This is a genomic window from Propionispira arboris (assembly GCF_900109225.1).
GTDB classification, from domain to species: Bacteria; Bacillota; Negativicutes; order Selenomonadales; family Selenomonadaceae; genus Propionispira; species Propionispira arboris.
In genome coordinates, this window is record NZ_FNZK01000010.1 from 69,380 (window position 1) to 90,797 (window position 21,418).

Annotated in this window: 16 protein-coding genes; 11 read left to right on the top strand and 5 right to left on the bottom strand. The window is 39.2% G+C overall.

The window, feature by feature from the left end; genetic code table 11:
• Window positions 1-45: 45 nt before the first annotated feature.
• Entirely contained in the window at window positions 46-558 is a 513-nt protein-coding gene (locus BMY14_RS10860; RefSeq protein ID WP_091831659.1) for a flavin reductase family protein, read from the bottom strand.
• A gap of 121 nt (window positions 559-679) precedes the next feature.
• Complete coding sequence (gene serC, locus BMY14_RS10865) at window positions 680-1,768, bottom strand: 3-phosphoserine/phosphohydroxythreonine transaminase (RefSeq protein WP_177177556.1); 1,089 nt, start codon at window positions 1,766-1,768, stop codon at window positions 680-682.
• Between the two features lie 535 nt (window positions 1,769-2,303).
• On the opposite strand from serC, the gene serA reads away from it, so the two are divergent.
• The 11 genes from serA to BMY14_RS10920 all read left to right on the top strand — a co-directional run bounded on the left by serA (window position 2,304) and on the right by BMY14_RS10920 (window position 18,834).
• Window positions 2,304-3,887 (top strand): phosphoglycerate dehydrogenase, encoded by a 1,584-nt coding sequence (gene serA, locus BMY14_RS10870; RefSeq protein WP_091831663.1) that lies wholly within the window; start codon window positions 2,304-2,306, stop codon window positions 3,885-3,887.
• 139 nt (window positions 3,888-4,026) lie between these two features.
• The gene (locus BMY14_RS10875) at window positions 4,027-5,922 is read left to right on the top strand and encodes a sigma 54-interacting transcriptional regulator (RefSeq protein WP_091831665.1); all 1,896 of its coding nucleotides are present in this window, start codon (window positions 4,027-4,029) and stop codon (window positions 5,920-5,922) included.
• 152 nt (window positions 5,923-6,074) lie between these two features.
• Window positions 6,075-7,388: a four-carbon acid sugar kinase family protein gene (locus tag BMY14_RS10880; protein ID WP_091831667.1), complete on the top strand. Its 1,314-nt coding sequence runs from the start codon at window positions 6,075-6,077 to the stop codon at window positions 7,386-7,388.
• Between the two features lies 1 nt (window position 7,389).
• Window positions 7,390-8,403 carry a 4-hydroxythreonine-4-phosphate dehydrogenase PdxA gene (gene pdxA / locus BMY14_RS10885; protein WP_091831669.1) on the top strand — a complete coding sequence of 338 codons (1,014 nt, stop codon included), beginning with the start codon at window positions 7,390-7,392 and terminating at the stop codon, window positions 8,401-8,403.
• A gap of 28 nt (window positions 8,404-8,431) precedes the next feature.
• Entirely contained in the window at window positions 8,432-9,307 is an 876-nt protein-coding gene (gene dapA, locus BMY14_RS10890; protein ID WP_091831671.1) for a 4-hydroxy-tetrahydrodipicolinate synthase, read from the top strand.
• Window positions 9,308-9,396: 89 nt separating this feature from the next.
• Window positions 9,397-10,374, top strand: coding sequence for a hydroxyacid dehydrogenase (locus BMY14_RS10895; RefSeq protein WP_091831673.1), 978 nt, complete (start codon window positions 9,397-9,399; stop codon window positions 10,372-10,374).
• Between the two features lie 41 nt (window positions 10,375-10,415).
• Entirely contained in the window at window positions 10,416-11,576 is a 1,161-nt protein-coding gene (locus BMY14_RS10900) for an iron-containing alcohol dehydrogenase (protein ID WP_091831675.1), read from the top strand.
• A 183-nt stretch (window positions 11,577-11,759) separates the two neighbouring features.
• Window positions 11,760-13,070, top strand: a complete 1,311-nt coding sequence (locus BMY14_RS10905; RefSeq protein ID WP_091831677.1) for an MFS transporter — start codon at window positions 11,760-11,762, stop codon at window positions 13,068-13,070.
• Between the two features lie 118 nt (window positions 13,071-13,188).
• Window positions 13,189-15,150: a methyl-accepting chemotaxis protein gene (locus tag BMY14_RS10910; protein WP_091831679.1), complete on the top strand. Its 1,962-nt coding sequence runs from the start codon at window positions 13,189-13,191 to the stop codon at window positions 15,148-15,150.
• Between the two features lie 221 nt (window positions 15,151-15,371).
• Window positions 15,372-17,336, top strand: a complete 1,965-nt coding sequence (locus tag BMY14_RS10915; RefSeq protein WP_091831681.1) for a methyl-accepting chemotaxis protein — start codon at window positions 15,372-15,374, stop codon at window positions 17,334-17,336.
• A 145-nt stretch (window positions 17,337-17,481) separates the two neighbouring features.
• Window positions 17,482-18,834: an amino acid permease gene (locus BMY14_RS10920; RefSeq protein ID WP_091831683.1), complete on the top strand. Its 1,353-nt coding sequence runs from the start codon at window positions 17,482-17,484 to the stop codon at window positions 18,832-18,834.
• A 53-nt stretch (window positions 18,835-18,887) separates the two neighbouring features.
• Here BMY14_RS10920 and BMY14_RS10925 read toward each other — a convergent pair whose 3' ends face one another.
• The 3 genes from BMY14_RS10925 to BMY14_RS10935 form a co-directional block, all read right to left on the bottom strand.
• Window positions 18,888-19,772 (bottom strand): DMT family transporter, encoded by an 885-nt coding sequence (locus BMY14_RS10925; protein ID WP_091831685.1) that lies wholly within the window; start codon window positions 19,770-19,772, stop codon window positions 18,888-18,890.
• A 74-nt stretch (window positions 19,773-19,846) separates the two neighbouring features.
• A complete protein-coding gene (locus BMY14_RS10930; protein ID WP_091831687.1) occupies window positions 19,847-20,725 on the bottom strand; it encodes an aldose 1-epimerase family protein in 879 nt (292 codons plus the stop codon).
• A gap of 15 nt (window positions 20,726-20,740) precedes the next feature.
• Window positions 20,741-21,379 (bottom strand): HAD family hydrolase, encoded by a 639-nt coding sequence (locus tag BMY14_RS10935; protein ID WP_091831689.1) that lies wholly within the window; start codon window positions 21,377-21,379, stop codon window positions 20,741-20,743.
• Between the last annotated feature and the right edge of the window lie 39 nt (window positions 21,380-21,418).

Here is a 21,418-nt window from a genome sequence, read left to right on the forward strand (position 1 = left end):
AAAGATCCCGATTCAATACGAACCGGGATTTTTTGCTATCGATATTTATTTTTCAACGTAAGCACTTACGATTTCACCGTAATAGAGTACATGCCAGTCCTGATCGCCATACCATTTATCACAAAGTTCTTGACTGAATTTATCGGCACTAAGTGTTTGTTGATAACGTACTTTGCACTCAATATGCAGACCAGCTCCTTTGATTACAGGTGGTGTTACTTTTTGTCCAGCCATGATTTTCAGATTGGCTTCTTGGAATTTATCGAGGCTGCGACCGGATTTTGAACCGCAGACACCGAGGGCTTTTTTAAAATCATCGTGGATTGGGATGCTGACGGTAAATTCAGGATTTTTCTCGATCAGTTCATAACTATAACGGGATTTTCGAATCATGACCGTGAGGACCGGTTTACCCCACATAAAACCAATACTGCCCCAGCCAATTGTCATTGTATTATTTTTTCCATCGGCACAGGTACTCAAAAAAACTCCGCCGTGGCTTTCTTTTTCGATAAATAAATCGGCATAATCGGCATACGGTATTTCTGTAATTGCCATAAAAATTAAACAGCTCCTTTATAAAACTAAAAATATCTTTAACTTAAGTATACCTTATTTTGTGTTGTCTGCAAAATAATATATAAAAAAGCCGAGCGTAAACTCGGCATTTTTTTTAATATTAAACATTGTTCTTTTTGAATTTTTCCATAAAATCAGCGAGGGCTTCGCAGCCGGCCAATGGCATAGCGTTATAAAGAGAAGTGCGTAATCCGCCAACAGAACGATGTCCTTTAACGCCGCTTAAATTATGTTCCAGGGCTTCTTTGACAAATTTCACTTCAAGGTCTTCGGTTGGCAGGCGGAAGGTGATATTCATATAAGAACGACTGTCTGGCTCAGCATGACCGCGGTAGAATCCGGCACTGGAATCAATGATGTCATAAATAAGTTTCGCTTTATGGATATTACGTTTTTCCATTGCTTCCAGGCCGCCTTGTTTTTTGATCCAGGCTGCAACTTTCCCCACCATATAGATTCCGAAAGCAGGTGGTGTATTGTAGAGTGAATTATTTTTAGCATACGTATCATAACGGAGCATTGTTGGTACCGATTTTGGACTGTTTTCGATGAAAGACTTCTTAGCGACAACTAAACAGACGCCGGCTGGCCCCAGGTTTTTTTGGACTCCGGCATAGATTAAGTCAAATTTAGAAAAATCTAATGGACGAGATAACATATCGGATGACATATCGGCAATGAGCGGGATACCATTGGTTTCAGGTATATATTTGTATTCCGTGCCAAAGATGGTATTGTTGTAACAAACATGAAGATACGCTGCATCCTTGCTTAACTTGATTTCGTTTTGTTTCGGAATATATTTAAAATTCGAGTCTTTGCTGGACGCGGCAATGTGGGCATCGCCAAGCAAAGCTGCCTCTTGGTAGGCTTTTGTAGCAAAACTGCCTGAGAGTATGTAATTGCCAATTTTACCATCGTGAGCAAAATTTTGTGGAACCATTGTAAACTGCATGCTGGCACCACCTTGTATGAAGAGCACTTCATAGTCATCACCAAGTTCCATGAGTTCTTTGATATCGGCTTTGGCTTGATTGTGAACGGCTTCATATGGTTTCGAACGATGGCTGATTTCCATAACGGACATACCACTGTTTTTGAAATTGAGCATTTCGCTTTGAGCTTCTTTCAAAACTTCCAACGGGAGTACGGCAGGACCTGGGTTAAAGTTATAAATACGATTTTCCAAGATAGTGACCTCCTAAATTTTGCTTGTTTATGTTTTGCAGTAGTCGATGTCTGCGAGAATATTAAGTGATTGTGTTATATTCTAACGCCGATTTTCAGTAAACGTCAAGATAAAATTTAAAAATGTTTTTTTGTGAAATACACTTGACGTTTGAAGGGAGATAAAATATAATTGCATATAAGCATATAGACAAATACATAGAAAACGCGATGATGAGAAATCAAAATTGATTGTTCTTTTAGAGAGTCGACGGATGGTGCAAGTCGGTAGATAATCAAGTTTGTTCCAGCTCGAAGCGGCTAATGATGAATTATGACGGGAACGCCCGATACAGCGAACTAGAGTTGGCGCGATAAGCGCATAAACTTGGGTGGTACCGTGGAGATAAAAGCTTCGCCCCAAATATTATATTGGGGTGAGGCTTTTTTTATTTAAAAATGTTTTGCGTGTGAATTTAAGTTAGGCTATATGCGTTGGGCAAAGATTATTTTAGGGTATATATTTTAAATGCAAAATAAAGGGAGCGAATGAATTGATGAAAGTTTTAATTGCGGATGGAGTTTCACCTAAAGGCATTGATATTTTAGCAAAAGATTATGAAGTGGTGGTAAAAGACAAGTTGCCAGCAGAAGAATTACTGGAAATCATTCCACAGTTTGATGGTTTGATTGTTCGTAGTGCTTCTAAAGTTACGCAAGCCGTTATTGCAGCAGCGACGAACCTTAAAGTTATTGGTCGGGCAGGGGTTGGCGTGGATAATATCGATATTCCAGCGGCTACGGCCCGTGGAATTATTGTTCTCAATGCTCCGGAGGGAAATACGATTGCGGCTACTGAACATACGATGGCTATGATGCTTTCCATGGCGAGGAACATTCCTGTTGCCAATGAAACAATGCAAAAAGGTGAATGGAATCGTAAGAAATATGTAGGTGTAGAACTTAGAGGCAAGACGCTGGGCGTCATTGGGATGGGGCGTATCGGTAGTGGCGTTGCGAAACGCGCGTTGGCTTTTGATATGGATGTGATTGGTTATGATCCATATATCAATGAAGAGCGGGCGCAGGCTTTGGGGATTGAGATTGGCTCATTAGATGATGTTATTGCCAAATCAGATTTTATTACCGTACATATGCCATTAACGGCGCAAACTAAAGGTATGCTGAATAAAGATAATATGAAAAACATGAAAAAAGGTGTACGCTTAGTCAATTGTGCACGTGGCGGGATTATTAATGAAGCCGATCTTGCTGCAGCGGTAAAAATGGGAATTGTAGCTGGTGCGGCAATTGATGTGTTTGAAAGCGAACCTGTTCCGGTTGATCATCCGTTGGTTGGTTTACCTGGGGTTGTACTTACGCCGCATCTTGGGGCATCAACCGTAGAAGCTCAAGTGGGTGTTTCAATTGATGTTGCTCGTGGTGTCGGGGCGGCGCTGCGCGGTGAACCTGTTTCAACGGCGGTGAATATGGCACCAGTATCGGCGCAGGTTATGAAGGTGATCAAACCGTATTTCGATTTAGCAGAGCGTTTAGGCTGCACGGCTTGTTCATTGGCAGAGGGGCCAATTGAAAAAATTGAAGTGGAATATAATGGTGAAATTACTGAAGTTGATACAAAAATGATTACAACGGCTGTTATTAAAGGTGTACTTAATCCAATCCTTGAATTTGCCGTGAATTATGTGAATGCACCGAGTATGGCTAAGCAGCGCAATATTAAAGTGAAAGAAATGAAAAATAAAGAGGCTGAGAATTTTGCAAATCTTATTACAGTCCGTGTAACAACAGCAGCTTCTGAAATAAGAGTACAAGGTACATTGTTTGGTGATGAAGGTCGTATTGTTATGATCAATGACTATCGAGTTGATGTCGATCCACATGCAAGAATACTTATTTGTCCGCATATTAATCGCCCGGGGATTATTGGTAAAGTAGGGTCTGTTATGGGGGGCGCCGATATCAATATTTCAGGAATGCAGGTTGGTAAAACAGATGTTTCTGGTACAAATATTATGGTTGTTACGGTTGATAACGATATACCGCCGCATATCCTTAAGTCGGTCATTGGAATTGATGGGATTTTCGGAGCAAAACTTGTAAATTTTTATGTTGTATAAATAAAATGAAGTAAGTTTCTTCTATAATATAATAAATAAGAAATATATAAGCAAAAAAGGCATCCTTGATAGGAGCCTTTTTTGTGTTTTACGTGATAAAATAAATTTATAGAAATTTTTCTTAAGGAGTGACTGCAACGTGGATGCACGAATTTTATTGGTGGCACCGTTTCAGGATTTGTATGAAGTCGCAGAAAAAGTTGTGATGGAGCAGTTTGCTGACGCACATGCTTGTGTTAAAGTTATCCAAGGCAATCTGCAAGAATGCATGGAGGCAGTTAAACAGGAAATTGAATCTGGCACTGAAGTTATTATTAGTCGTGGCGGTACGGCGACGCTTATTGAACAAAATGTAGATATACCAGTATTGCCGATTGAGGTTGGCGTACTTGATATTTTACGTGCCATGATGACAAATGGAAAATATCCTGACAAGGTTGGAATTGCTGGTTTTGAGAATGTTATTTATGGTTGCGAAGAGATGGAGTCATTACTGGGAATTCATTTTTATGAGATTTATTTGCATGAAGAAGCTGAGGCGGAAACGAAGATTAAGGAAGCGCTGGCGCATGGTGTTGAGCTTATTGTTGGTGATGCAATATCCGTCAAGCTGGCAGCTAAACTTGGTGTGCCGGCAATTATGATCCACTCAGGACGCGAAGCTGTTTATAAGGTTATTCGAGAAGCACAAATTATAGGTAATATTCGACGGCAGGAAAAAGAAAAATCTGTACTGGTGAGAACGATGATCGATCAGTCAGCAGAGGCTATTATTGCTACTGATACAGACAACCGGATTACGTTATTTAATTCTATGGCCGAAAAACTATTTTGTATTTCCCATTTTGAGGCTTTAGGAAAATCCTTGTTTGAAGTGATACCGGCTTTACGACTGTGCGAAACCGATACGATTCATGATGTAATTGAAGATATACAGCAGTTTGGTGATAAAACAATTGCCGTGAAAAAAGCAATTTTACAACTTGCCGATGAAACAATTGGTCGAATTTATACATTGCAAAATGTTTCACAAATTCAAAAATTAGAGCAAAATGTACGGAAAAAATTACATAAAAAAGGGCTGGTTGCTAAAATGCAGATGGAAGATATTATAGGTACATCTTCCATCTGCATAGCAATGAAAAAGAAGGCTGTCAAATATGCTTTAACGCAATCGACAATATTGGTTACAGGTGACTCGGGAACGGGTAAAGAAGTGTTGGTTCAGAGCATACATAATCTTAGTACTCGCGCGAATGGTCCTTTTGTGGCGGTTAATTGTGCCGCACTGCCGGAACATTTATTGGAATCGGAGTTGTTTGGTTATGAGGAAGGTTCTTTTACTGGTGCAAAACGTGGTGGACGGCAAGGGCTTTTTGAGTTAGCACATGGTGGAACGCTTTTTCTTGATGAGATAGGGGAAATGCCAATATCCCTACAATCACGGCTGCTGCGAGTTTTACAGGAGAAAGAAATTATGCATATTGGCGGTGACAGTGTTATTCCGGTTGATGTTAGAATCATAGCAGCGACGAATCAAAATTTGGCTAAAATGATAGAGGAAAAGGTGTTTCGTGCAGATCTTTATTATCGGCTGAATATATTGCGTATTCATGTACCGACACTGCAAGACCGTAGGGAGGATATACCTTTGCTGGCTAAAGAATTGGTAAAAAAGCTGGGCAGGGTGAATTTGAATGTCCAAAGACTTGATTCAGGGGCACTGGAATATCTTAAACAATGCAGCTGGCAGGGGAATATTCGTCAGCTTGCTAATATAATAGAACGGGTTATGCTGCTTAGTGATGGACCTGTGATTACGAAACAAGATATTGTGGAAGCGCGCGATGAAGCCAATACTGATATAGAACAGGGGATAGAAGAGGAAAGAGATTTTTCAACCGATAATCTTGGGCGGATGGAAAAAGACACTTTGCTGCGAGTTTTAAGCGAAGAAAAATTTAATTATAGCCGGGCTGCGATTCGTCTGGGTATACATCGAACGACTTTGTGGCGCAAACTTAATAAAAAATAATGATATAGTTGCTATATTCATCAAATACGTTGCGTTTTGCAACGTATTTTTTTATGGAGATAAAAAAAGTCGTTATTTATATTGCTTTGAATGTTGGCATGCCATTTGCATTATAGTATAGATGAGAAACAACACGAAGAGGGTGATGGAAAATGACTCAACTGGCTGTGATTGCCGATGATTTGACCGGCGCAAATGATACGGCTGTACAATTTGCCAAACGTAATATTAGCAACTGTGTAAGAATCAATTTTGATCAGCCCAAATTAGCTCATGAAATGGCGGATGTTGTTGTTATTGATACAAATAGCCGTGATATAAACGCGATCGAAGCCTATCAGAAAGTGAAACAAACCTGTGAAAAACTGCAAGATAGTGGAATTGTGCATATTTACAAAAAAATAGATTCAACACTTCGCGGCAATCTTGGCGCGGAGATTGAAGCAGCAGCAAGCGTGTTTTTGCCAACGGTTGTGATTATTGCGCCGGCTTTTCCGGGCAATCAGCGGATTACGATCGGTGGCTGCCATTTTTTAGATGGCGTACCGATTGCTTTAACGGAGATGGCACATGCCCCGAAGTCACCAATCAATGAATCGCAAATTATAGACATACTTAGAGAGCAGACAGATGTTTTAATAGGGTTAATATCGCTGGAAACAGTAAAACAAGGTGTTGCTCAAATTGCTTTAGCGATTCGTCAATGTCTTAAGCGTGACGAAAAATGGATTGTGTTTGATGCTGCAGAAGATAAACATCTTGGGTATATTGTTGAGGCTGCTAAAGCATATAAGCAGTTGCTTTGGGTTGGATCAGCTGGTCTTGCTGAATATTTGCCGAGTATTTATCAGTGGAAAGCGAGTAAAAGAGCTGTGGGCATTCAAACAAGTGGTCCAATATTGATTGTAGCGGGAAGTGTGAGTAAGACAACACAAACACAAATTCAAGAGGTATTAACGCATACAAAAATCAATTTGATAAAATTGAATGCAGCTGGTTTATTAGAAAATCAATCTGAGGAAATTAAGCGTTGTGCAAAATCTGTCAATAGTCTGCTGAAAAAAGGCAGTGATGTTTTACTGGCAAGTGCAACATTGGATGCAGATGTTAAACAAGCCATTGAAGCAGGCATAAAATATAAGCTGGCAGGTAGTGAAGTAAGTGAATATACGGCTCATGCACTGGGGGAAGTTGCTAAAACTGTAGTAGGCAGCCATTTAGCGGGAGTTATTCTTACGGGTGGTGATACGGCAATTCACGTTTGCAAGGCTTTAGGTGCAGAAGGTATCGAAATTTTAGAGGAAGTTGCCATGGGAATTCCCTTGGGAAGATTGGTTGGAGGATCATGCAGTGGTCTGCAAGTTATTACTAAGGCCGGGGCTTTTGGCGGGAGCAATTCTTTTATTCAAGCCATGGACGCGATTCGAAAAGTAAAAGAACACGAAGACATAAAGGAGTCGATGTAAGATGAAACCAATTTTGGGAATTACAATGGGAGATGCTGCAGGTGTCGGACCGGAAATCATTATAAAGGCACTTACAGATACACATATTTATGATATTGCCAGACCAATTGTTTTTGGCGATAAAAAAATTATGGAACGTGCTATTGGTCTTTTGCACAGTAAATTAACCTGCAATTCGGTGCAGAATCCGCAACAGGGCTATTTTCGGTATGGCACAATTGATATTGTAGATCTTGATAATCTGCCAGCTGATCTGCCCTTTGCTAAAGTGGATGCCAGAGCCGGTAAAGCAGCTTATGAATATATAGCCAAAGCGATGCAGTTTGCCCTGAAGCAAGACATTCATGCAATTGTAACGGCACCACTTAATAAAGAAGCATTGAATTTAAGCGGCTGCAATTATCCAGGTCATACAGAAATACTAGGAGCCCTTTCGGGAGAAAAGGACTATTCAATGATGCTGGTGAGTGGTTCGCTTAAAGTAATTCATGTGACGACGCATGTAGCACTTAGAGAGGCATGTGATCTCGTCAAAAAAGAAAGAGTTCTTAAGGTTATTAAACTTGCTGATGAAACATTAAAACTTATGGGAATTGAAAAACCACGCATTGCCGTAGCAGGACTCAACCCTCATTGTGGTGAACATGGCCTTTTTGGCACAGAGGATGAGCTGGAAATTCTACCAGCGATCAAGCTGGCACAGCAAGCTGGAATCAATGCAATAGGTCCAATGCCGCCAGACAGCGTCTTTCATCGTGCCGCTAATTTAGGGGAATTTGATATTGTCGTTGTTATGTATCATGATCAAGGACATATACCGATAAAGGTTCTTGGTTTTGAATCAGGTGTTAATGTCACGGTTGGTCTGCCAATTATTCGTACATCAGTTGACCACGGAACAGCATTTCCGATTGCCGGAGAAGGTATTGCAGATAGCAAAAGTATGACAGAATCTTTGATTTTGGGTGCCAGAATGGCAAATGTAAAGTTTGCTGATTTTTTAAATAAAGAATGAAATGCTATAAATTGAAGGGATGATTTTTATGTTACAGCCAAAAGGTATTATTACACCAATTCTCACACCATTAACGGATGATGAAAAATTTAATGAAAAAGAATATCGCAGCCAAATTAATCGTTTGATAAAAGCTGGTGTCAGCGGTATTTTTCCGTTAGGAACAAATGGTGAATTCTATGCTTTTTCTAAAGAAGAAAAAATAGAAATCATGAAAGTCGCAGTCGATGAAGTCAAAGCTAGAGTTCCTGTATATGCAGGTACTGGCTGCACGACTACGAAGGAGACCATTGAGTTATCTAAAATTGCCAAAGACTTAGGTGTAGATGTAGTATCTATTATTTCACCGTATTTTGTTGGTATTTCACAAGATGATCTTTATCGTCATTATAGTGCTATTGCGGAAAGTATTGATTTACCTATTTTGCTTTATAACATTCCCGCCAGAACTGGGAATAACATAGATTATAAAACAGTGGAAAAACTAGCAAAATATGAAAATATTATTGGTATTAAAGACAGCAGCGGAAATTTTGATAATACATTGAAATATATAGAAAATACCAATGAAAGATTAGCCGTGCTGGCTGGCAGTGACTCTTTGATTTTGTGGACGTTGATGGCAGGTGGGGCGGGAGCAATCAGTGGTTGTTCTAATGTGTTTCCTGAACTTATGGTTAGTATCTACAAATTATGGTCAGAAGGTAAAATTGCTGAAGCAAATGAAGCACAGCAGAAGATCAGACCTTTCCGTAATGTCATGCAGATGGGCAATCCTAACTCTGTTGTTAAACGTGCTGTGAATTTACTGGGTTATCCCGTTGGTCCGGCTCGCGAACCATCTAACTGCATAGATCCCAAAATTGATCAAGCACTAAAAGCTGTGTTTGAATTATACAAATAAAAGAATTGTAAATAATGAGTTAAGATAGTTTTATAAAATAACAAAGAAACGTTTTAGATATTTTTAAAAGTTAGAAAGAGGGTCACAGCATGAGGAAAATAGTTATTTCACATAGGCTGCATGAAGCTGGTATGGCTGTTTTGGCGAAGGGCAATGTAAAAATTTCAATTACTGATAGTGGAAATCCCAAGGTTATGCTGCCAGAACTTCTTGATGCCGAAGGCTTGATTATTCGCATTGGGTCAATTGACCGGGAAACAATGCTTCAAGCAAAAAATTTAAAAGTAATTGGACGTCCCGGCGTTGGTGTAGATGATGTCGATGTAGAAACAGCAACGGAACTTGGCATTCCCGTCGTAATTGCCCCAGGAGCAAATACTCGTTCTGTGGCGGAGCATGCTTTTGCTTTGATGCTTAGCTGTGCAAAAGATATTGTTCATAGTGACAAAGAACTTCGTAAGGGGAATTTTGCAGTACGAAGCAATTATAAAGCATATGAAATTTTTGGCAAAACACTAGGTCTGGTTGGGTATGGTCATATTGGCAGTATTTTAGCGGAAATGGCAGCAGGAATTGGCATGAAAGTAAATGTATATGATCCTTTTGTAAAACCGGAGGTTATTGCTGCTAAAGGATATACGTATGAGGCTGACTTAAATCATATTATGCAAGTTGCAGATGTAATTTCATTGCATGTTCCTTTAACGCCTAAAACAAAAAATCTTATTGGTACAGCAGAGCTTAAATTAATGAAAGCTACGGGGATCATTATTAATTGTTCACGTGGTGGCATTATTGATGAAAAAGCATTAGCGGTTGCTTTGAAGCAAAATGAAATCCACAGCGCAGCAACGGATGTGTTCACGAATGAACCGGTAACGATGGACGAAGCTTTATTTCAGTATGACAATATAATCGTGACACCCCATATGGCTGGGCAAACACAAGAAGCAGCAGCTGGTGTGGCAACAATGGCCGCTGAGGGCGTTTTAGCTGTTATGGACGGCCAACGATGGCCATATGTCTGCAATCCTAAAGCCTATGAACACCCACGGTGGAATAAATAAAACATTTAAGCCAATATAAAAACAGATTGGAGCAATCAAAAATGAGTGAAATATATTCATTATTAAATATAGGAAAAATTATTGCGGGACCAGGGAGTATAAAACAAATTAAAGATGTTGTAAGTGATTTTGGAGCGGAAAATATTGTTATTATTACGGACCAAGGCGTATGGAAAACAGGTTTGGTAGATAAACCAAAACAAATTCTGGAGTCAGCAGGAATTCATGTACATGTAATCAATGACACGCCGCCGGAGCCCTCGGTGGAACAAGTCAATGCGATTTTTACACAGGCGAATAAATTTGCTTGCCAAATGATTATCGGGATTGGCGGCGGTAGTTCGATGGATACGGCGAAATTGGTTTCTCTGCTACTGACAAATAAAATTAACTTAGATGATTTAGTAAAAGGAAAAGTAAAAATAACATATCGCGGTGTACCGACTTTAATGATTCCTACGACAGCTGGAACCGGCTCTGAAGCGACGCCAAATGCAATTGTTTTGGTACCGGAAGACGACTTAAAAGTTGGTATTGTAAGTGATAAAATGGTTTCTGATTGTGTTATTTTAGATCCTGAAATGACGACTGGTCTGCCGAAACATATTACTGCCAATACAGGAATGGATGCACTTTGTCATGCAATTGAATGTTATATTTCAAAAAAAGCAAATCCGTTCAGTGATACTTTTGCACTAAAAGCCGTAAGTTTGATTTCACGCAGCATTCGTACGGCATATAATGATGGGGAAAATTTAGCAGCACGTGAAGATATGCTTCTGGGGGCAACTTTTGGTGGAATTTCGATTGCAACATCCAGCACTACAGCGGTACATGCACTTTCTTATCCACTTGGCGGTAAGTATCATATTCCTCATGGTTTATCAAATGCTATTTTGCTGCCAAGTGTCATGGAGTTTAATTTGGATGTCTGTGAGGATAAATTCAAAGATATTGCTGTTGCTATGGGGCTTGATGTGACGAATTGTACAACTCGTCAGGCGGCAGAGAAGATGATTGCTAATTTATATTCTATGATAAAAGATATGCATGTGACATGTGATTTAAGAGAAAAGGGTATTAATGAAAAAGTACTTGATGAACTTATTGATGCTGCATCTAAAGTAACGCGTCTTTTAGATAACAATCCTAAAATTGTAACGAAAAATGATATGCGGATGATTTATAAGAAATTATTGTAAAGGGTACAATAAAGATGTTGTTTATATAAGTTAAATACAATCTGTAGGGTTTCTTCTTTTTTGACCTGCAGATTGTATATCATATCGGAAAAATGGATTAATGATATATATGATTATTCAAAGTTGTGTAAATATTGAGTAAACTCTATTGATTTACGTAAACATAGAGAGGAGAATAGTATGATGAGTGAATTAAATGTTGAAACGAAAGTAAATGCTGCTATGCTTACGGTGCAAGAAAAGACTGGATTTCGTTGGAAAGTTGCAATTATGATGTGGGGAGCCATTGCGATTAATTATTTTGATCGCACAAATTTATCAGCAGCAGCGCCGATGATTATGAAAGAATTTGATTTTACAGCTACGGAAATGGGCTTTATTATGTCGGCTTTCTTCTTTAGCTATACCTTATGCCAAATTCCATCAGGGTGGCTTGCAGATAAGTTTGGACAAAAAACGCTGCTTGGAGGATCGGTTGCATCGTGGTCTTGTGCAACGATGTTAATGGCAGCTGGACAAGGATTGATATCATTTATTGCAATCCGTATTTTGCTTGGAATCGGTGAAGCCGGTGCATACCCTTGCAATGCGGGAATTGTTTCAAAGTGGTTTCCAGATCGTGAACGGGCAAGGGCAACCGTTATTTTTGATAGCGGGAATAAATGTGGGACAGCTTTTGCTATGCCAATTATTGTTTGGATGATGATTACATTTGGCTGGAAAGTACCATTTATTGTTTCGGGTGCATTAGGAATAGTTTGGGTGTTAATTTGGCTAAAATATTATACAGATCCAGAAAAAAGTCAGTATGCAAATCAAGCGGAAATAGAGTATATTCGTGACGGACAAGCAGTTAAAGACGGGTTAGATAATAAAATGCCTTTGAAATGGTATCAATTATTACGGTATAGAAATATTCGGGCTATGTGTATAGGATTTTTTATGTCAAATTACGCTATTTATTTCTATATTACTTGGTTTCCAACTTATTTAGTGCAATCACGCGGAATGAGTCTTATGAAAATGGGATTTGTAGCCATGATACCACCACTTGTCGGTTTGATCGTGGGGTTTATTACAGCTTTTTTAGCGGATTATTTATACAGTAAAGGGTATTCAAAAACGAAAGTAAGAAAAAATAATTTAGTATGTGGGATGCTTTTGGCATCATCAATTGTTTTTGTGAATTTTATTCAAAGTGATGTGGCGGCCGTGGCATTATTGACGTTATCGTATTGCGGAATTGCCTGTGCAGGCCCTGCGTTGTGGACCTTGCCAGGAGATGTTGCTCCTAAAAATATGACGTCAACGGTAGGTGCATTGCAAAATTGTGTTTCAAATGTTGGTGGAATATTAGGACCGATTATCACAGGCTGGATTGTTACAACAACAGGATCCTTTGAGATGGCGATGGTGGTAACAGCTGGAGCTACGCTAATTGGTGCTATAAATTATGCTTTTTACTTAGGTGAGGTAAAACGTATCGAAGTTTAGTCAGGATATGAATTGTATTCATTTGAATAGTAAATTTTAAATCAATTTTGTAAAAACGCGCTTTCCTATAGGAAGGGCGTTTTTATGAAGTTGAATATAGTTTAGGAGAAGTTGTAAAATGAGTGTAAAAAAGAAATTATTAATCATTATGATGTTGATGAGTTTTATACCATTAATTGTGCTATCTGTTGTTTCGGTACGGTATTTGAGTACGAAGCTGGAGGAGGAAACGATTAATCAGTGTGAAGATTTAGCCGAGAACATTAATTTACAAATTAATGGATACCTTGATAAATCTTTTATTGCTATTAAATCAATTGCGGCAAATCCAACGGTGCAAGCTTTTGATTTACCAAATGTAAAAACTTATCTCCTGCAAGTGCAAAAAGTTTATACGGAAAATTCATTTTCTTTGGATGATACAAAGGGAAATCAGGTTGTAAGAGGCGATGCTATTCCTCTTGCGAATATTTGGGAACGTCCTTTTTACCAAACAGCACTTAATGGGCAGGATGAGGTGATATCTGGTGTTGTTTTTAGTAAAAATTCTAATCGTTTTGTTGTAAACATTGTCACACCGGTTCGTAATCCCGACAATAACAGCGTGATTGGTATTATGCAAGGTTCAATTACGCTTACGAAAATTAGTGAGTTTGTAACAAATTTATCTAAAAATGGAACAGTGGCTTATGTTATTGATAGTGAAGGTAAAATATTAGCTCACCCTGACCAGACGATGGTGAAAGATCGAACGGATATGAATGATGCAGATTTTGTAAGACAAGCATTAGCGGATAAAAAAAGTGGATTTGTTAAATTAGAAGACAACAATTCAGGTGCAAAACTAGTTACGTATGTTTATGATGATAGGACTGGCTGGCTGATCTGCTTAGAAACGCCTTATAGTATTATTACGGCAAAAACACAATCTTTATTGCTTATAATAGGGTTAGTCACTATAGGTGCTTTGCTCTGCACGGGAGTATTGGCATTTTTCATTGCCAACAGCTTTTCAAAACCAATTTTGAAAATGCAGCAGATCGCAAGTAAAATAGCAGAAGGTGATCTTAAGCAAACAATAGATATCCAATCAAACGATGAAATTGGTTTATTAGCAAGTGCTTTTACTGCTATGGTAAGAAATTTGAAAAAACTAATTGGGCAAGTGCAGGAAAATTCGCAACAGTTAGCAGCTTCATCTGAGGAATTGACAGCAACTACGGAACAATCAGCAACGGCAGTTAATCAAGTTGCAACATCTATTGCCAAAGTGGTGCAAGATACAGAGAAGCAGTCTACCATAGTAAATGCGACAACGAATACTGTAAAAAAAATGTCGCAGGACATTCATCATGCTGCGGACAATGCTGAGCAGGTTAATGCAAATTCAATGAATGCCGTTAATGCAGCTCAGGATGGTGGGACATTTGTTGAATCCGCGATTAAAAAAATGGTGGATATTGAACAAACCGTAGGGAGCTCTGCTGCGGCTATTGAAAAGCTTGGTGATCGATCAAAAGAAATCGGACAGATTATAGATACTATTTCTGGGATTGCGGGACAAACCAATCTGTTGGCATTAAATGCAGCAATTGAAGCTGCACGAGCCGGAGAACAAGGTCGTGGCTTTGCTGTTGTGGCTGAAGAAGTGCGCAAATTGGCGGAGCAGTCTCAAGATGCTGCAAAGCAAATTGCTGTTTTGATTGAGAAAATTCAATCTGAAACAAATCTGGCAGTAGCGTCAATGCAAAATGGTACAGAGGCAGTACAGTCCGGCACAGGGGTTATTAATATGGTCGGACAAAGTTTTACAACCATTATTCAAGCGATAAGAGAATTGGCAGAGCAAGTTGGCGATACGTCTAAGGTTATTGGAGAGTTAGATAAGGATAGTCAAAATGTTGTTATCTCAATGCAGCAGATCAATGAATTGACTCAGCATACAACGGATGAAATGCAAACGGTTTCAGCCGCAACCGAAGAACAGTCTGCATCTATGGAGGAAATTGCTTCCGCTAGTGAGAGCTTGTCAAAAATGGCTCAAAAATTACAAGAGGCAGTTAGTAAATTTCATATTTAAATCCATATAGGAAATAAAAGGTGATAGCTGTAATGCATCCCTACAGATGAAAATCCATCTGTAGGGGTGCATTTTATTATGAAAACAGAATAAGTTTACGTTATAGGGACATTTTGTTATAATTGTATTATGATGAATAAACTATAGCCTTTTTCCATGTTGTGAAATTGTATGGAGTGATTCTTAGTTTAAGCAAATAATACAAATAGGACAGGTGAATAATGGGAATTAAACAGAAATTTTTTCTTTTGGCAGGTATCGTTGGTGTAGTATTAGCCATTGTGTCAGGAATTGGGTATTATACAGCCCAACGACATTTGACAGCAAGTATTGAACAAGGAATGGCAGCAACGGTGGACTTTAAAGCAACGGAAATCGATGGATGGCTCAATTCAAAAACTCAGGTAGCCGTTGCATCGGCTAAAATTTTACATAATCTTGATGATACCATCGGCTCGATGCGTGAAATAATGAGTTCAATGGATGGTGATAGTGAAATCGATGAACTTACGAACGGGAACGAGAACGGGCTTTTTATGACGTGGAAGAGTGGGAATGTTACGACAGTCGATCCACGTGCCAGAGGGTGGTATAAAGATGCAAAAACAGCGGGAAAACTCATTTTTACAGACGCATATCAAGGGGCAAGCAATAATAAAGTTGTTGTTTCCGCCGCCGTTCCTTATAATGATAAAACAGGTGTTTTTCGTGGGGCTATTTGCGAAGATATATCTTTGGGAGTTTTGACGCAGCAAGTTGCGACGATTCAATATAAAGGTGAAGGCAGTGGAATCATCCTTGAAAAGACAGGTAAAATCCTTGCTTCGTCGGATGCGAATGAAACATTTAAAGATATTCAAAGCAATGCAACGTTGAAAGATCATTTTCAAGAAATGTTAAAAAATAATACAGGCAGTTTTAAAGTTGAACAAAATGGTGTTCCAGCAGTTTTTGCTTATTCTAAAGTAAAAAGTACTGGATGGATCGTGGGAATGACAATTCCGGAGAGTGTTATTTATAGCGAATTAAATTCCTTGAAAATCACGTATACTGTTTTAACGATTATTGGTATTGTTTTAATGGTATTCTTAAGTTTGAAGTTTTCCGGGACTATTACAAAATCGATTATTGATTTAACGAAACATGCCGATGAGCTGGCCAAAGGAAATCTGCGTGTTAAAGATTTGACAATTGATTCGAATGATGAAATTGGTCATTTGATGAATGCTTTCAACGTAATGAGTAAAAATGTGCGGAATCTTATTGCGAAAATGGCGACGACATCTGAGCAGGTTGCAGCTTCTTCTGAGGAACTTACAGCGGGCGCAGGTCAATCGGCAGAAGCGGCAAATCACGTGGCAGCTACGATTGAACATGTTTCTGATGGCATGAATAGTCAAATGCAAACAATTGAGCAGGCAACGGTTCATATTGAATCGATGGTGATGGAGATTGCCGAAGCGGCTGATAAGACTGAGTCGGTGAATCAAATTTCTGTTCAGACAGCGGATGCGGCGCAGAGTGGGGAAAATCTTTTGAATGAAGCGATTACCCAAATGGATCAGATTGAAACATCGGTGACGCAGTCAGCTGTGGTTGTTGAGAATTTAGGCGAAAATTCACAGCAAATTGGGAAAATTGTTGAGGTTATTTCAAGCATTGCCGCCCAGACTAATTTGCTGGCATTAAATGCAGCAATTGAAGCGGCTCGAGCTGGAGAAGCCGGACGTGGCTTTTCTGTGGTAGCTGAAGAGGTTCGAAAACTCGCGGAACAATCACAAAAAGCAACAGAAGAAATTAAAAATTTAATCCTCAAAATTCAAGGTGATACAAGACAAGCGGTCTCAACGATGGGGATTGGAACGAGCAACGTGAAAACGGGGGCCGCAGCAATTCGTAATGTTGGTACACAGTTTGCCAATATTTTTTCAATGGTTAATGATATTCGTGATCGCATGACAGAAATTGCCGGTTCAGTGCAAGGGGTGTCTATCGGCAGCCAGAAAATTGTTGAAGCTATTATGAATGTAGATAGTGTGAGTCGTGATACGGCGGGGCAGACGCAGTCTATTTCTGCGGCGACACAAGAGCAATCCGCTTCGATGGAAGAAATTGCATCGGCATCGCAGGCATTGGCACAAATGGCAGAAGCCATGCAGGAAACAATTCATAAATTTAAAATATAAAAATAAAAAAGCAGCATTTATGCTGCTTTTTTGCTTGCATAACCTGGTTTTGCTGGATTTCGTAAAGAAAAGTTACAGTTATATAATGGATTGTGGTAATATAATAAAGTGTAATTGAAATAGAGAAATGAGGGAGATCTTATAGATGGAACAAGAGATTAGGCAAATGAAACGAGGTTTGAAAAATCGCCATATGCAAATGATCGCCTTGGGTGGAGCAATTGGTACGGGTCTTTTTTATGGATCGGCACCAACGATTGCCATGGCAGGGCCGGCTATTACATTATCCTATCTTATCGGTGGGGTAATTATATTTTTTATTATGCGGATGCTTGGTGAAATGGCAGTGGAAGAACCTGTATCTGGTTCTTTTAGTTATTATGCAACGAAATATTGGGGTGAGTTTCCCGGATTTTTATCGGGTTGGAATTATTGGTTTAATTATGTGATTGTAAGCATGGCGGAACTTACGGCTGTTGGTATTTATATGAATTATTGGTTTCCTGATTTACCGCAATGGACTTCGGCATTGACGTGTCTTATTGTGATTACAATTGTCAATTTGATCAATGTTCGTATGTATGGTGAATTTGAATTCTGGGCAGCCATTGTTAAAGTGGTGGCCATTGTTTGTATGATTATTTTTGGACTTTATATTATTTTTACACAAATGGGGCCTTTCCCTAATAATTTGAGTAATTTATGGCAATATGGCGGATATATGCCACATGGTATCGGGGGTATTGCCATGTCATTGGTTATTGTCATGTTTTCTTTTGGTGGGATTGAACTGATTGGTATCACGGCTGGTGAAGCAGCGGAACCGACAAAGACGATTCCAAAGGCCATCAATCAGGTAATTTGGCGTATTCTGATTTTTTATATTGGTACACTTGCAGTACTTATGACACTGTATCCATGGAATAAAATCGGCATGGAAGCCAGTCCCTTTGTTCAGATTTTTTCTAATATTGGCATTCCGGCAGCGGCTAATCTTCTAAATATTGTTGTCCTCACCGCCGCTGTGTCAGTATACAATAGTGCAATTTACAGCAACTCACGAATGTTGTTTGGTTTGGCATCACAGTCCAATGCCCCGGAATCATTCAAATCCTTATCGAAAAATGGTGTTCCGGTGCGGGGAATTTTTGTTTCTTCAGGGGTTACCTTGATTGTAGTCGTGATGAATTATTTCTTTCCTGGTAAAGTTTTTATGTATTTGATTTCCATTGCGGTTGCTGCGGTTGTGGTCAGTTGGTTTGTCATTGTTGTAACGCATATGAAATATCGTAGGCTTCGGGAAAAACAAAATACGGTCAAGCAGATTCGTTTTAAATCATTAGGCTATCCTTTCATCAATTATCTTTGCCTGGTTTTTTTAGCAATGATCGTTGTACTTATGACCCAGGTTGAGGATATGCAGCTTGCAGTTGCCTTACTTCCTGTATGGATCTTATTATTATGGGGCGGTTTTAAACTTAAACATCGCCATAAATAAAAACAAAAATAAAACGAGATAAACTCATTTGAGTTTTTCTCGTTTTATTTTTGTTATTTTTTTTTCGCTAAGATGAAAACAGTGCTTAAAATACATAAACCGCCAATATAATCCATAAACCCAAACGGAATATTTAGCAATATAATCGATAAAAAGACAGCGGAGAATGGCTCTAAGGAGGCAATAGTACTGGTTTCTGTTGGCAGGATATATTTAATACTCTCTAAATAAGCCCAAAAAGCAATGACTGTACCAAAGATAATGACAAAAGCAAGTCCCAGGCCAGCACCCAGGTCAAATTGACCGACAAATTTCCAAGGCGGCGCGATTGGACTCATGGCAACACCCCCGATGAGCATGCCCCAGCCAATAACCAAGGGGGACCGCCAGCGACTGAGCAGACCTTTTGGCTGAATGGTATAAAAAGCAGCACTGAAAGCGGAGGTGATACCCCAAAATAGTGCCAGTGGTGAGATCGCCAGTGAATGGAAATCTCCTTTTGTTACCAAAAGAAGTGTACCTAGCATTGCTAGAAAAATAGAAATAATTTCAAGAAATTGTGGACATCTTTTGTAGCGTACGGCGATATAACCCACGATGATTACCGGCATGAGGTATTGTAGAATCGTCGCTGTAGCAGCATTGCCGTGCTGAATTGCAGCATAATAGGTGTATTGTACGCTGAGCATGCCGACGACACCAAATAAAAGCAGCTGATGTCGATCCAAACGATTTTGCCATATGGTAAAAATATCCCCAAAGTGCGTGACCGAATCGATGCTCAGCAAGATAAGCCCCGAGCAAAGTAGGCGCACTACGACTAACCATTCGGCACTGAACTGCTTATCATGGAGCAAATATTGACCGGCGACACCAGAAGCTCCCCAAAAAATAGCACCTAATGCTACTAAACAATATCCTTTTGTACGATCCGTCATAAAAAAAGCCCTTTCATTGTAAAACATAAAAATAATTCGTTTATCTGTTGAGTGGAAACAATACTAAAAGCATTTTATTCGTTAATCATCACAGCAAAACTGCAAGTGAATTTGTTGTTTGGTGGAAGCACTAAGATGCCTTCTTTCGTTTTTAAATCACCAGTGAAGTCATCATAATCAGCATGTCCATGCCAAGGTTCTAAGCAAAGAAATGGTGCACCGCTTTTGGGAGCCCAAATGCCGAAGAACGGAAATTCATGAAAGTCCATCGTTAAAGATTTTTTAGAGTGTTTGGATTTTAATGAAACCGTTGCTGATTTTAAGGAATCAAAAATCAAAGCATCTTTTTCAAATAAGTCTTTGTGCAGCGGGAGTTTTTTTGTATCGATTAAATAAGGTGTATGCTGATGTGTCAAAAAACCTTTATCGCTTAAGGGAATGATGGAGGCAGTTTCTTTTTCACTAAATTCCAAAAAGCAATCATCCAAATCATCTGCCGGATCAATTGGACACATAAAAGCGGGATGTGCTCCTACAGAAAAGAGCAGTTGCTCAGAAGCTGGATTTTGGACACTCAAGGTCGTTTTAACGCCATGATCCTGCAGTGTATAGGTGACTTGAAAGATGAATTCAAAGGGATATATCGTGAGTGACTGGGGGGATGATTTTAACTCAAAGGTTAGCATTTGTGGTCCTTGTTTAATTAAGTTGAATTCAGATGTTCTTGCCAGTCCGTGTTGCGGCAGTTCATATATTTTTTCATTGACACGGTATTTGTTATTGATGCAGCGTCCCACAATTGGAAAAAGAAGCGGCGCATGATATTTCCAATAGTTTGGATTGCCGTGCCAAAGATATTCGGTACCCGTTTTTTTGCTGTATAAAGAATGGAGCTCACCACCATGTTCAGAGGTGGTTAATAGGAAGGTATCATTTTCCACAGTATAAAGCATGAATCATCATCTCCATTAAAATTTAGTGAAATCAATTTGAGTGAGTGTAGGGACAACAATATCGGCAGCACTTAAATCCTGGTCTCCGCTGTTTAGGTTTTTGAAGCCAATACAAGTCATTCCGGCAGCTTTTGCGGATAATGTGCCATTTTTGGAATCTTCGATAACGACACAATCTTTTGGCTGTACTTGCAGTGCTTTTGCAGCTTCCAGATAAATTTCTGGATCAGGCTTACCATGCCGTACTTCCTCGCCGCTTAGTAAAATTTCGAAAGAAGTAGTGATGTTCAGGCGTTCTATTACCGTTTTTACAAGTTTTTTTGGTGAGGAGGATGCGACTGCCGCTGGAATTTTATGTTGTTTTAAATAGGCTAATATTTCACGAATTCCAGCGATGGGGGTTTGTGGATCTTCAAGCGTGTGTTTTAACATCCCTGATTCTTGGCGCGCTAAAATAGTTTCAATGGGATCTGGAATATTATTTTCAATTTTTAACGTTGAAAATATCGAATGCATTGTCATACCGGCAAACCGGTCCATATCATTTTCATCTATGGTTACTCCATAATAGGCCATTGTTTCAATACTAACTGCTGTGTGCATTGGTTCGCTGTCGACGAGGACACCATCCATATCAAAAATAACTGCTTTCATATCAATACCTCATTTTTCATAAAATCAAATTTAATCATA